A 13,577-nucleotide genomic window follows, 5' to 3' on the forward strand; every position below is an offset into this window, starting at 1 on the left:
TATTCGAGGCTGCTGAAAAACCTTTAAGATGTTATGGCAATAAGATTTAATTGTGAAGAAAAGAAGCATTATCCAGAAAAACATTCTGATAATGCTTCTTTTTATGTGTATGAGCGTGATCTACTGTCTATTTTTCGTTAATTAGTTTGATTATTCTTTTCATATTAGTGACAAATATTGTGGATGCTCCCTGAATATTCATGCCAAATAGACCCGAGCTGTGTGCTTTTTTATACCCGTGTCGATGTTTTAATTCACTATTTTTCGCTTCAATTTTATATCGCTTTTTGGATAACCGTTTAAACCCTTCGGTTTCCTGAAATGCTTCCTGAGAGCTGTGTTCTGAAGATTTTATTCTGACAGAATAGGTTTTAGTTTTCGCACCTTCCCTGTAACACCCTTCACGTAATGGACATACCTTACATTTTTCTACGCCAAAGAAGTATTTTAATTGATCATTCCGGGCAGTGTCTTTCTGTTTCTTAACCCCTTTGTGGATAGCTAAATGTCCGGCTGGACAGACAAACATATCTGCGTCTTTATTAAATTCAAATTCTTTGTCTGAATGACGTTTACCGTGAGTAATGACGGGATGTAATCTTGAAATCAACTGTAGATTTCTTTCCTGTGCGTATATAAGGTTTTGTTTACTCGAATAAGCTTTGTCTCCAACTATATGATCTACTGTAGTTCCATTTCTTTCACTTGTTTCGATGAGTGACTGAAGTTGCTTCGTATCACTCTGATTTCCAGTTGTAATGACTGCTGCTGTGATGATTCTTTCATCAGACATCGCAATGTGCGTTTTATAACCGACGAAGGAGTGGTCTGCCGCTTTATATCCTTTACGTGCATCAGGGTCTTCGTTAAAGTGATTATCATCGCTAATATCTTCAATAACCTCTTTAACATGGTTCATCTTTTCCTGAATCGCTGGAATCTGATTGATTTGTGGTTTATTTTTAATCACATCTATAATGTTATGAGTGTAATCTATAGTATCTTCTAAGCGGTCTGATGTCGGTTTCTCAGGAAATTCTGTTTTAATTGATTCATCATACTGGTAGATTACCTTCCTCAAAGACTTCGCATGTTCCTGTATAGACTCTGACGCAGACTTTGATTTAAAGCGAGATACAGTATGTGTAGAGTCCACAATCAATGTATGGCTAGTCAATACATTATGTTCTAAAGCCAGCTCAACAGTTTTTTTAATAAGTAAATCCAATAAATTTACATCTTTTAATCTTAATTTCCTAAATTTAGTAAGTGTACTTTCGTGGGTTCTGTTGCAAAGTAAAAAATATAGCTAACCACTAATTTATCATGTCAGTGTTCGCTTTCATACAGAAGACTCCTTTTTGTTAAAATTATACTATAAATTCAACTTTGCAACAGAACCAAAAATTCTAACAATTATTCCAGAGAATAAAAAAGCTACAGAACACTTTAAGATTTTAATACCTGGCGAAAGCTCTATAGAATCTTCTCTGATTTTAAATCAAACTTGGAAATACTCTTCTCTAAGAGAATATCTTACCACACAACAATTTTTGCTAGTAATATATGAGAAAATCGGTAAAGATGTATTCTTTAAAGGAGTAAAATTTTGGAGAGTTAATAATGAAGATTTAGAGGGTATGATTAGAGATACTTGGTTAAAAGTAAAGTCAATTATTTCTAAAGGTGTGACCTTGAAGTATGTGAAGCGTAATAAACCAACAAAAACAGGTAAACTTTATGAAGTTCATAGTAACCTCCCAGGCATTCAATCAAAATCGGCATTGCATGTAAGACCATCAGCTACAACAGCTTGTTATTATAATAATCCGAGGCTAACAATGGAATTGCCTACACCTTCAAAATGGATAAACAAACCCATTTCAACTGATTGGGTTGAGGGTTCCAAACCTCTCAACTTACCATCTGAAGAACTTACATCTAATTACATGACAAAACAAGCATGGTGGTTAAACTCTGATAATATGTATAGTCAAGTAAAAGAATTTTTTGATTAAAATATAAAGCCCGTTCAAATTCATTTTGAACGGGGGTTACATCTCAGAGAGAAGTTATAATCTGAATTACTATCTCATTGAAGAATAGATACAGTCGGTTTTAATATCTCTGTATTAATTTGATTAATCTGTTTGAAAATTTCTTCTAAAACAGGAACTACTATGCTATTTCCAGTCAATTTGTACAGTCTTGCATTAGATAGAAACTTTTTCCCAGACAAAACTTCCAAATCATTTTCAATTATTGTGTCAAAGTCATTCTCTTTAAACCCCATCAATAAGAAACATTCTCTAGGAGTTAAATTTCTGTATTGACTTCCTGTTTTTATAACCTCTTTTTCAAACTTAATTATTCCTGAGTTTGGATTTCTATCTTGTTTAGTTGTTAACGTAGCTGCATTTAAATGTTCATTTGCTAATCTATCCACTGCGAGTATTCTATTGTTTTCCATTATTTTTTTGCGAGATTCTGTAAAATTTGGTGTTGCTAAAATAGCTTCATGAAGATATTGATTATTATCGTAATCTAATCTTAAATAATCACTAATATTCTTAGTTTTTAATAAATCCACATTTTCTAGATTATTCAAGCTAAAATAATGATCAACGTTACTCTCAATAATTGGAGTTTCACAAAGAACACTTATCATAAATGTCCTTTGCCTATCTTGTGCAACATTAAACTTATTTGAATTTAATGTATAAACTTGATTATAATACCCTAAATCCTCTAAAAACTTTTTCCAAAGATTAAAATTGTCAATATGATGCCTCGATAGTATTGCACTAACATTTTCCATTAATAAAAATTTTGGAAATGGTTTGTTCTTATTACTAAAATCTTTTAGTAATCTCTCTATTTCCCATAATAGACCCGATCTATTACCTACACCTTTAGTAATACCAGAAAAATTGTTATGCCAAAAACTACTTACAGATAAATCTTGACATGGAAATGAATACGTCAGTACGTCGATATCATTAGGCAATTGATCTGCATTTACTGAAGTAATATCTATAAGGTTGTTTGTTCTTTCTATAGCTGCAAGAAGAGATTTTAATTGAACCGTAGGCATTGCCATCATAGCTCTTCTAGTTATAGGATCTTTGCCATTACTACTTAGGTTATAAGTAGTGAGCTTATCAACTATAGATTCTTTATGATGTAATCTATAATCTTTTAGATTCTGCTTACCATTATGTAAAATATCATATGTATATATGGCACTAATCTCCCAATCTACTGTTGCAGACACCTCATAATCTATCTTTATATTCTTTAGAGCCTCTACTTGGCTTCCTATGCCACTGAATGCCTCTACTACCTTTAGCATAGTAATTCTCCTTCTGTTAGATCAATTTACAATTGTAAACTGATTAGACCTCGTTCTATATATTTAAATTTAATTGTTTCCAAATTCATCCTTCTTAGAGCAGCATAATCAATTACATCATCACTGTCAAGTGAGAGTATCGATAAAAGAATTGAATAAAAATCATAATAATCATGTAATACATGTAACTGTCTACCAAATTGACCACTTCTAATAACTTTAAGTCTTAACTCATCAATTTCCATTGTACCTTCTTCTCCTATTGGAAGGCACTTGTCAAAAAAAGTTAGGTTCTTGTCAATATCTAAATAAGAATTATTCCTATTTCTCAATCCTCTATTAAGACCATTGCTAAAAATTAAAGCTACCTCTGTGTATTCCTCATCATATTCGTATCTTTTAAGTTGATGATTTGTAATAAAATCTCTATTAATATTACTTAATTTACTTTCATTCTCAGTTTGTTCTTGTAAAGGTATTTTTGAACTGAATAATAATAAATTGTCTGTCAATAAGTCTTCACTTAAACAGTAAACAGATTTGTCAATGAATTCTTTTATCAAATCCATACAATCTTGATTTACTAAAGTCATAATTTCATTATTATTTACAAATCCAGAATAAGAAAAGTTCGCTGATCCAATAAAACATTCTGTCGGATTTCCATCTCTTAACCATTGGTATATTTTCATATGTGTGGGTGGAGATTCTAACTGGAACTTAACAACTATGTTATTATCTCTCTCACAGATTTCTTTGTATAATTCATAATCAATTTTAGGAATGCCTTGAGATGCCATTCCTAAAACTAAAGTAATCTTTATATCAGGTAACTTTGTTATAATATCATCTAAAAATTTTGAAGAACCATAACCGCTTATTATTATTAATTCATCATTTCCATTTTCAAAAGGTTCTTTTAACAATTTACTTATCAAGTCTGACTTATAGATCATTAAACATTAACATCCTTAAATAATCTGTGAACGTATTCAGTAATTTCACCTTCGGATAATTCAGGACTAATAGAAGGAATTCTAGCATTATTTAAAATTAATACTTGTCTAAATTGTGCTCTTGGTTCTTTGGATTTCATAGATTCTTCTTTGTATTGGTACATAATTTCTCTGTATAATTGCATATTATAACCTTGCCCTGGTCTTTCAACTAACTGCATAATAGTATCTGTAGAATTACCTTTTAAAATTTCAAATGTTTCGTCCGCATTGTTTTTCCATGATAGATGTATATACCACCAAATAGATTTTAGCCACAATCTTCTATTGCTAGAGTAAAATCTTTCCGCGTTAAATCCACCCCATCTTATATAAACTAAATCTGGGATTATTTCTAATTGTAAGAATCGCCATACTTCATCATTAGAAGCATCTCTTTGGCTAAAATCATATTTACTATTTAATAATTGATACATTTCAATTCCAAAACTCAAGTCTAAAAGATAGCCTTGCTTTTCTAAACTATCAAGTGAGTACTCTTCAAAAACTTTATCTTGAATATTTACAAAATCATTTCTTAACGTCTGATATTGATCTTTTGCTTCAAAAGAAGCCAACCCATCTTGCCCTTTGTTCAATAATAAATTAAAATTTTTTTCAGCGGTACTCTTACTGTAGTTTAGAGATTCCCATTGCATATAATTAACCCACCATTTCATCTTCAAAATTACTTTGTAAACTGTAGTTAATACTTTCTAAAGAATTAGTGTCTATACTATAGGCTTCAATCCAATAATTAACTACTCTAGTAATACTTTCTTCTTCTGCAGAAACTGGATCATACAAATTATCATTAAATGCTTTGTATATAATTTGCGCCATTACATTAGTCATAATCTCAAATAATAAAAATCTTGAGGGTTTTGCATCTTTAAAAATATAATCATACATTTGATGTTTTACGTTAATTTCTAAACGAATGTTTTCTAAATCAAAATTTTCGTTATTTAAATCTGTCCAATTCATCACTAGCTTCCAAAGTGGTTCACCCTTCCTCTGTACTTCTACAATTGGGAAGGCAGCACCATCACCATCAACAATTATTTCGAAATTATTTATTACACCTAAATTTATTCCCTGTTCATTAGCAAACCCTAAATTAGTTGTTTGGTTATTTTTACTGAAGAAGAATATTTCTATAAATACACTACCTCTTAATGTAGATGGTGCAAAACTATAATTAAAATCAAAAGTAAGTTCCGACATTGTATTATCAAGTTCATAACCTAAGTCAATATTTTTGGAGAATTGTGCTGATTTACTATATATCTTCACCCCTAAAGCAATACTAGAATTATGAGGTGCTATTCCTTCATCTCCAAAAAGTGTTTCAACATTATTTAATTTAAAAGTTCTATGAATATTAAGTTCTTTCTCATCAGGCTCCCAATATTCTGGTACTGATCCCAAATAATATTTTTCAAATTCATTGTTGTCTATCGTGAGTTTTATATTTTCTCCTTTCTCTTCGTAAGAGAAAGTCGTATCTATAATTTCAATATTAATCTTATCTAACAACTGATTGTTTAAAGTTTTGTATAAAAATAAAGAGTTTTTAATCATTATGGCTCACCTCTTTAACTTGGAACACCGGGTTAATAGTTCCATCATTTACCTTCACCTTAATTGATAGTGTTATATCGACTTTTTCATCATCTTTATTAACAATCTCAATTCTATTCGGATTAGAAAAAGCACTTTGAACAACATCTAGATTATCCATATCTAAATCTATTAAACTCTTATTAATAGTTGTTTCATTAACTGTTTGGATTTTTGTATCTATGATTTCAAAAGGATAATTAAGATTCATATCTTTCACCCACTGATGATAACTATAAACTCTTGTACCCATATTAATATCTATATCTATAACTGATGCCGTTCCTTGGTTTAGAGAGAGGTTTGCGTTCACCAACATAGTACTGTCTTCAATAATTTGAGTACTTAAAATTTCAAAATATATTTTACGGTTACGAGCATTACCTGCTCCAGTATTTCCCCCACCCTCAACGGCAGGTTTCCCTGTTCTTCCTTTTTTAGTAGAAGGTAAAATCAGATTTCCAAGTTTTCTACCTAACATCGATGCTTTACTATTTTTACTTTCTTCGACACGATCTCCATACTCTTCATTTAATACTTTTGAAACATTTCCCCTGATTCTAGAGACTATGGTAGTCTTTTTGTTATTTACAATAACATCTTGCCAAGAAGCGTGATCTGCATTTTCAGATTTCCTTAGATAATCATCAAGATACATTATCTCATTTTGGAAATCTTCATGTAAAACTTGTTCACTCCTAGGGACGAAAATCCCTAATACAATTTTGTTTTCTAATCTTGGTAAGTTGTGTGACCATGTTCCATTTACATCATAATCTATTATCATTGCCGGCTTTCTTGTATAAGCAATAATATTCGAGTTTAGCTCTTTAATATCTTCATCTCTGGAATAACCTAAAAATTTTAATGGATGTGGCTCATTGTCTGGAGGAACTATTCTTAGTTCTTCTTTATCCAGTGTACAATAAGCTAAATCTCCAACTATTTTGTTAGAGTCTTTTTCTAAAGCCATTCTATTCAATTCTATGTTTTTTATATTAAAATTATCTGTCTCGCTACCTAGATTGGGTTCGTCTTTTGCACGTAATGCATAACTATAAAGTTCACGAAGTTTTTGAAAAAATGTTGGAAAAGTACTTGGGTATAATCCTTTTCCATTTAGCGAAACATTTAAATATGACCCATAATATTTTTGGTAATCTTTATTGAACACTCTTACTCCATACCACTTTTGGATTGCAATTTCTATTCTTGATTCTAGGTCTTGTTCCCACCAATTAGAATTGACTTCGTTATTATCTTCATGTTTCATATCGTGAGATTCAATTCGTTTTTCATTAATATAAGGAATAATGACTGTAGTACCAGTTTCATCTTCACTATATGGTTCAATATTAAAAATATCTAAAATTTCATGTATTTCAGTTTGATCAGTGATTGGATATGTATCTGAGTAATTATCATTATCTGTTTTCCAACCCCACCAAGCAATTCCTCTAGAGTTATTTTTCAACAAGGAATCGCTTTTATTACTTTCTTCAATTAAAGATGCTGCTAATCTTTCTTCATACTTTCCATTCTGTAATTTTACTCGTGTGTAGTAAATTACAATACCATTTCCTAGCCTAAAAAAACTGGTTTTACCTAATCCCCAAGAACCTCCTGCTCCAGATTGAGTTTGGTTCATTGATATACCGTATATTAACTTATATATCTTACTTTGTTGAATATCATGATTTTCATCATCCCTTATGGCCCCTGTGAGACCTGACGTATTTTTATCTGATAAGTAGATTGCCTTAGGATTAACATTTCCATATCTAGAAACTAAAATATCAGTTATACCCTCTAGTTGTTTTGATAGTTTTTCATTGCTAAATTCTTTCACACCTACATCTATTATTGTTTCTTTTTGATTTGGTAGTGTTGCATCTAAACTATTTTGTATTGCTTCTCTTATAAATAAATCAATTAAAGGAAGAGATTCATTTTGTAATAGTCTAAGTAAACTATGGCCTGATTCGCCCATTCTTTCTTGTTTTGTTAACTGTACTTTCAAATCCTCACTCCTCTACATAATCTTCATCTGAGTTATCAATATTGATCATCAAATTTTTCGCCAAATTTTGACCTACTGATTTTCCAGGTATCATTATACTTATAGCTATAATATCTTGTGAGAATTCTAAGTTTGTTCTCTTATTTTTTTCACCAACTATCTTGGGCTTCGAATCTTTGTTGATTCTATAAATTACGAGTTGGGGTATATGATCAATGTTGTTATCTCTCCTAATTTGTCGAACTTCTTTCATACTCAATGTTCTGGTATGTTTACTATCCTTTCCTTCTGTGATGTCTGATAGCAAATCTCGTGGAGCTCTTAGTGAACCGATGTTAACCAACCTTGGATTACCTTTCTTATCTATTAATACTGATCTATCCACATTTGCTACCCCATAACCATGAACCACCCAATCAGAATTTTCTGGATTCTTTCTAATTTCTCCTTTAGAACTCAATACCACATTCCACCTATCGTAACGGGCATCACCCTCGAGAGAATCACACCATTTCACTAGAGCTTTTAAGTTACTAAACATGATGTCTTGTTTGGGAGCTGAATATTTACTTAAGAAGCTTGTCTTTAATACCTCAAAATCTACATTCTCCCAAACTAACCTAGAACCATTCTTAATCGGTTTACCAAGTTTATTGAAAAATCCATTTGTAATATCAATATTATCATTCAATAATTCTGGTTTATCTTCAAATAATATAGTTTGTTTATTTATACCCTGAAAATCCAAATCAGTGTGTTCTGCACCTTGTTGTTTGTTCTTAGAAGTTACTTGTATAAGTTTATTATTAGCTGAATTTTTCACCATAACACCATAATCACTAGGTGTTGCATTTTTTTCAGCATATTCTTCTATAGTCTCTCTCAATTCTTGATCTAATTGAGCTACAAATTTGAATCTATCGCGTGCTGTTTCATTCATCCAAATTCTCGGATAAATTTCATATCCTTTTCTATAACCAAACCAACGACCCATTTGCATTAAGGTATCTGACATAAAAGTATTTCTCATAAAATATGAAGTTGTTAACCCTTCCAATGTTAATCCCCTAGAAAGGGTATTACCACCAATAACTATAAATAAGGTAGCATGCTTAGGTTTGTTTTTACCTTCTGGGTATACTATTCTGACATGCTCATTAGGGCTATATTTTGCTGCACTGTTATCGATACACAAGTGTATGCCTTTGTGAAACTTCAAAGAGCCATCTTGCTCCATAGGGATTTTTGAGACAAACTCCTCCTCTTCTCTAAAGAACAGAATTCTCAACTTATCTTCTATTTCTGGCCAAGATGGATACTCGGGTATTTCGTTAGAATCTCTACTGTAACCTGGCATACCCTCAATAAAGTCCTCTTTACTGAATTCACTAGTTTCTGTTAAATAGACCATTTTGGTTTCATATAAGAATTTTTCAAGATTTCTAGTTTTAACCGAATGTAAGTAATCTAAAATTACCTCTTCCATGTATGAATGAGAATTAATTTTTTGATTTACATGTACTAGCATACTTATAGGGCTTTTATGTCCATTTATCATCATAGCCATAGATGAAGCCAGATACCACTGTATGGCGTCTTTTAAACTCTTAGGAATATAACCTGTTTCACCTTCGTTAATATCTTTTATAGTGTCCACATCGTCTTGAGAAATATTTCTTATTAATGGAAGGTCTTCAGTTTCGTCTGGCTCTGTTAGTCCAAACAGTTTTCTCGGCCCTATGTAATCATCTGAAACTGGCAATGACACTATAAAATCTTTAGGGTATAAAGATTCTGTTCCTGCTTCGTTTAAGACATTAGCGTATGGCGTAGCTGTATAACTAATATAATTAACTGCTCCTAAATTTTTTCCATTATACCCATTTACCATGTTTATGATTAATTCATTTATTCTTGATCTCTCTTTATCTTCTTCACTATTTATATCCATTTTTTTAGTGTTAATACTTGCCTGATCTGCTTCGTCATCGATAATTAAAACTTTTAAATTTTTTGCTTGTGCTTTACTTGAATACAACCATTTTAGTAAATTATTAAGCCTACTACTGTTTTTTAATGAAACATTTAGATACCTCTTTTTTGAGTCGGACGACAAATCTAAATTATCCATTGCGTCCGTTTTTAATAGTGGCCTTACTGGATGGGGATGTTCAATAATTTGCCAATCAAGTTGTCCATTATTAACTACATCATTAACTAATCTGTCTTGAGTTTGCTTCCTCAAGTTCTCAATCATTCCTGAAAGCACTATAAAACAATTAAACCCATAATCAGCAGCTATGCTAATTAATCCAGCCATATTTGCAGTCTTCCCTGATTGAACATTACCTAATACCAAACCTTTAATTGGTCCAAGTTTCCCTGTATCCTTACTTAAATATTTCAATATATTTAGAGATGAACTTTGGATAGAATCTATAGTATTTCTATCCCACCCTTTCTCTTTCAAATTTCTTTTATACAACATCCAAGCAGATTTTGGATTAGTTGAAATCGAAGCATTATTAACACTACTTTGTGCTATAATTTCATCTTTATCTGCATTCTTTTCTTTCCTAATTCGTACACTTGATACTAATTTAAACCATTCATTCTGAGAATATGTTTCTTCCATTTTTTCAGAGTTTTTTAATATTTTAAAATTTGTATCAAAATGTTCTCCTAACCCAAACACATTTAAAGTCTCTATTTTTTTCCAATCTCTATGTTTATCGAAAAATTCTTCAATAAGGTCAATTGCATACTCATTCTTCTTATCTTCAACATTCATTTATTTAGCACCTCTACCTACAAATCATCAATTATATACATGAGTTTTAAAAAAGTTCTATCTGAGACAGATTATCAGGGAAAACTTTTTCTATATTTTCAATTTCATTTCCCATTCTAGTTATTAAAGGAACAACTAATGCATTTCCCATACAAAAATACCTAGCTCTATCTGGCATCGTGTTAGTCCAATTATCTGGAAATCCATTTAATCTTTCAGCTTCTACTGGGGTAATAAACCTTCTAAACCCTTTTTCCTCTATAATGTGAGTACTTCTATTTACAGTCCCCTCACTAGTTAACATTGTTCTTCCGGGCAAATCTAGGGAGTCTACATCACTCATCCCACCTTCAGAATAAGTATATTTATAACCATCCTTAGAGACTCTTTCGATTTTCTTTCCGCCACGTAAGTATTTGAATTTCTCAAATTTTTGGTCATCGAGTATATATTTTTCATCTATTTCACTCTCTAATATATCTTTTAAAGGAGTTGGTTTTTCGAAAATTGGAATAGTATCAATTGTCGTTATCTTCCCGTCCCTCATTATTCCAGAATTGAAGAATTTAAAAGTGAACTTGTCTGACACTTGAACAATATCACCAGAAAGTTCAGTGCTAGAAACTCTCTCTTTATAAGGTCTCGATTCCACTGGAAATGCTCTTGCAAAAAACCCTCTATTATATAACATATCCTCAGCATTATTATTTGACATTGAATTAGCATAATTAATGTTTTTCCGGTATGCGAATATGAAAACTCTTCTTCTTCTTTGAGCATTACCATAATCTGCTGCATTAATTACTCTCCATTCAGCTTCATAGCCAAGCTCATTTATGGTCGAGAGCATTACTGCAAAATCCCTACCTCTCTGCTTGGAGGGAGATTTCAACAATCTATCCACATTCTCAAGTAGAATAAATTTAGGTATAGTATTTTGTATTACTCTTACAATTTCCCAAAATAGAACTCCCTTTTTCCCCACAATACCTAACTCACCATTTAATGATCTAGCTACAGAGTAATCTTGGCAAGGAAATCCACCAACTATTACATCCGCTTGAGTATCTTGTAACTCTTTATCAGAAACTTTTGCAATATCTTCATTACTTTTTACTCCTGATTTAAAACGCTCATTGTAACAATCAAAAGCGTGCTGAACTTTTTTGCTTGGTTCCCATTGGTTCCCCCACACAGTATCAAACATCTCTTGTCTTGTATTATCTAAACCTAATCTAAAGCCACCAACTCCAGCGAAGAGTTCAACTACCCTCAATTTCGACATTTTAAAGTCCTCCAAATCGCTCTTTTCATTTCATAAAATTATATCATATGAGCAGGTTGGAGATCAAAGAATATGTTTAACTTATATCTGACACTATCTCTCCATTATCATCAATATATTCTGAAATTTTAAGTTGTGTCCCACTATGTAACTTGACGAAACCTTTAGTAGAATTACCAGATTTTTTATGTATAATATCAAAAGTTTTCGGTGGTTCAATACCTATAATTATCATAGGAACTGTTAATTGATTCATGAGAGGTCTACATTGCTCTATATCCTTCAAATGTACCAATAGCATTATCAAATCCACCTAATCTTTTCATTTCTTTAGTCACTGTAATGATTATTCCAAATCTAGTTTGAAATTTCTTTTCTACATGATTTAATTCAGATGCTAGAACAGGTTTCATTAAGTTTACAGTTGTTGCGGAGCTATGATTAAATGCAACCTCTACCGAAAAATATGGAGACGACACAAAATCTAAACGCCAATCCTTAGTAGAAGCGTTCACCGCCTTGTCTTTAAAAATTGGGCTTTCACTTTCCCAACCTAATTCAGTAAGACGATTTTTAATTAAAAAATTGATTGTACGTGCAATACTTTTTCCACTATTTATCTTTTGAAAAGTATTTATCAAATCTAATTCAGATATATTCTCAAGAACTGAACAAAGTTCATTGTACTTTTGAGCTGCCCCATCCATTTCAGATATGATTTCTTTACCATACCTATGGGAATGTTCAATAAAATCCATATTTAATCACCGACATAATTTTGATTAACCTATATTATATATCAAATCGTCTTATTTATGTAAAATATTAGAAGTGCTAGTTACTAATATATCTTTTAATTATGTATAATATACTTAATATAAAAACGCTCGGAGGGTGTTTATAGTGACTTCATATAGAGATGCAAAGAAAAAAATAAAATCTCTTACTAATTTCATTAATTTAATTGATAATTATGAAATAAATAACTTAAGAACTTTTGTTATTAAGAAATATGCTATTCATAACAGCATGAGTAAAGTAGTAAGAGAATTTAATAAAGAAAGAAATTTATATAATTTTGAAGAAGAAATACTCTCTACATCATTCATAAAAGATCTTATTCTAAGCAAACCTAATGATGAACTTCATGCCACAATTCGTAAAATTTACTTGGTAAAAACAAGACCCCAAAGAAAAAAGAAGATGGTTTAACATCTTCTTTTCATCATATAATGAAACTATATATACTCTTCTAATATTCTATAATCAAAACTATCTTATTTCTTCTAATCCTACTTTGTCTGAAATCTAGATTGATTAGAATATAAAAATTTGTAATAAGTAAAACACCATGCTCACCTCTTTTAAAAGATTCCGATCTAAATAATTCACTTCCTTAATAAAAAGACCAGCGCACTATAAAGTTTAAGGTATCTTATTGGTCTTCTATAATTATTTTTAACAGAAAATTCTTAATTATTAATAATTATAATTTTTTCATATCGTGACAT

General features: G+C 31.1%; 11 protein-coding genes. 2 read left to right on the forward strand and 9 right to left on the reverse strand.

The annotated features are described in order from the left end of the window. Positions 1 to 127 precede the first annotated feature (127 nt). Positions 128 to 919 (reverse strand): transposase, encoded by a 792-nt coding sequence (locus tag EYB29_RS07065; RefSeq protein WP_483299985.1) that lies wholly within the window; start codon positions 917 to 919, stop codon positions 128 to 130. Between the two features lie 442 nt (positions 920 to 1,361). Between EYB29_RS07065 and EYB29_RS07070 the strand changes: the two genes are divergently transcribed. Next, positions 1,362 to 2,018: a PDDEXK family nuclease gene (locus EYB29_RS07070; RefSeq protein WP_166626978.1), complete on the forward strand. Its 657-nt coding sequence runs from the start codon at positions 1,362 to 1,364 to the stop codon at positions 2,016 to 2,018. Positions 2,019 to 2,092: 74 nt separating this feature from the next. Here EYB29_RS07070 and dcm (EYB29_RS07075) read toward each other — a convergent pair whose 3' ends face one another. From dcm (EYB29_RS07075) to EYB29_RS07110, 8 genes are all read right to left on the reverse strand, one after another. Further along, positions 2,093 to 3,352, reverse strand: a complete 1,260-nt coding sequence (dcm, locus tag EYB29_RS07075) for a DNA (cytosine-5-)-methyltransferase (protein WP_166626979.1) — start codon at positions 3,350 to 3,352, stop codon at positions 2,093 to 2,095. Between the two features lie 26 nt (positions 3,353 to 3,378). After that, positions 3,379 to 4,308 carry a restriction endonuclease PLD domain-containing protein gene (locus EYB29_RS07080; RefSeq protein ID WP_166626980.1) on the reverse strand — a complete coding sequence of 310 codons (930 nt, stop codon included), beginning with the start codon at positions 4,306 to 4,308 and terminating at the stop codon, positions 3,379 to 3,381. Next, positions 4,308 to 5,006, reverse strand: a complete 699-nt coding sequence (locus EYB29_RS07085) for a DUF6339 family protein (RefSeq protein ID WP_166626981.1) — start codon at positions 5,004 to 5,006, stop codon at positions 4,308 to 4,310. Before EYB29_RS07085 ends, EYB29_RS07080 begins: the two co-directional genes overlap by 1 nt. A gap of 4 nt (positions 5,007 to 5,010) precedes the next feature. Further along, entirely contained in the window at positions 5,011 to 5,931 is a 921-nt protein-coding gene (locus tag EYB29_RS07090) for a hypothetical protein (protein WP_166626982.1), read from the reverse strand. Further along, entirely contained in the window at positions 5,924 to 7,990 is a 2,067-nt protein-coding gene (locus tag EYB29_RS07095; protein ID WP_166626983.1) for a hypothetical protein, read from the reverse strand. Before EYB29_RS07095 ends, EYB29_RS07090 begins: the two co-directional genes overlap by 8 nt. A 4-nt stretch (positions 7,991 to 7,994) precedes the next feature. Then, complete coding sequence (locus EYB29_RS07100) at positions 7,995 to 10,781, reverse strand: Z1 domain-containing protein (RefSeq protein ID WP_166626984.1); 2,787 nt, start codon at positions 10,779 to 10,781, stop codon at positions 7,995 to 7,997. A gap of 46 nt (positions 10,782 to 10,827) precedes the next feature. Then, positions 10,828 to 12,066, reverse strand: a complete 1,239-nt coding sequence (gene dcm, locus EYB29_RS07105; protein ID WP_166626985.1) for a DNA (cytosine-5-)-methyltransferase — start codon at positions 12,064 to 12,066, stop codon at positions 10,828 to 10,830. A 263-nt stretch (positions 12,067 to 12,329) separates the two neighbouring features. Beyond that, a complete protein-coding gene (locus EYB29_RS07110) occupies positions 12,330 to 12,824 on the reverse strand; it encodes a BglII/BstYI family type II restriction endonuclease (RefSeq protein WP_166626986.1) in 495 nt (164 codons plus the stop codon). A 145-nt stretch (positions 12,825 to 12,969) separates the two neighbouring features. On the opposite strand from EYB29_RS07110, the gene EYB29_RS07115 reads away from it, so the two are divergent. Continuing rightward, entirely contained in the window at positions 12,970 to 13,278 is a 309-nt protein-coding gene (locus EYB29_RS07115) for a hypothetical protein (RefSeq protein ID WP_166626987.1), read from the forward strand. The last annotated feature ends 299 nt before the right edge of the window (positions 13,279 to 13,577 follow it).

Origin of the sequence: Jeotgalicoccus sp. S0W5 (genome assembly GCF_011634875.1) — a bacterium.
Lineage (GTDB): Bacteria > Bacillota > Bacilli > Staphylococcales > Salinicoccaceae > Jeotgalicoccus > Jeotgalicoccus marinus.

What these genes read in the sequence shown, in the direction of transcription:
- dcm (WP_166626985.1), bottom strand. Translation starts at nt 12,066, where the DNA reads ATGTCGAAATTGAGGGTAGTTGAACTCTTCGCTGGAGTTGGTGGCTTT.
- EYB29_RS07065 (WP_483299985.1), bottom strand. Translation starts at nt 919, where the DNA reads ATGAACCATGTTAAAGAGGTTATTGAAGATATTAGCGATGATAATCAC.
- EYB29_RS07090 (WP_166626982.1), bottom strand. Translation starts at nt 5,931, where the DNA reads ATGATTAAAAACTCTTTATTTTTATACAAAACTTTAAACAATCAGTTG.
- EYB29_RS07100 (WP_166626984.1), bottom strand. Translation starts at nt 10,781, where the DNA reads ATGAATGTTGAAGATAAGAAGAATGAGTATGCAATTGACCTTATTGAA.
- EYB29_RS07110 (WP_166626986.1), bottom strand. Translation starts at nt 12,824, where the DNA reads ATGGATTTTATTGAACATTCCCATAGGTATGGTAAAGAAATCATATCT.
- dcm (WP_166626979.1), bottom strand. Translation starts at nt 3,352, where the DNA reads ATGCTAAAGGTAGTAGAGGCATTCAGTGGCATAGGAAGCCAAGTAGAG.
- EYB29_RS07080 (WP_166626980.1), bottom strand. Translation starts at nt 4,308, where the DNA reads ATGATCTATAAGTCAGACTTGATAAGTAAATTGTTAAAAGAACCTTTT.
- EYB29_RS07085 (WP_166626981.1), bottom strand. Translation starts at nt 5,006, where the DNA reads ATGCAATGGGAATCTCTAAACTACAGTAAGAGTACCGCTGAAAAAAAT.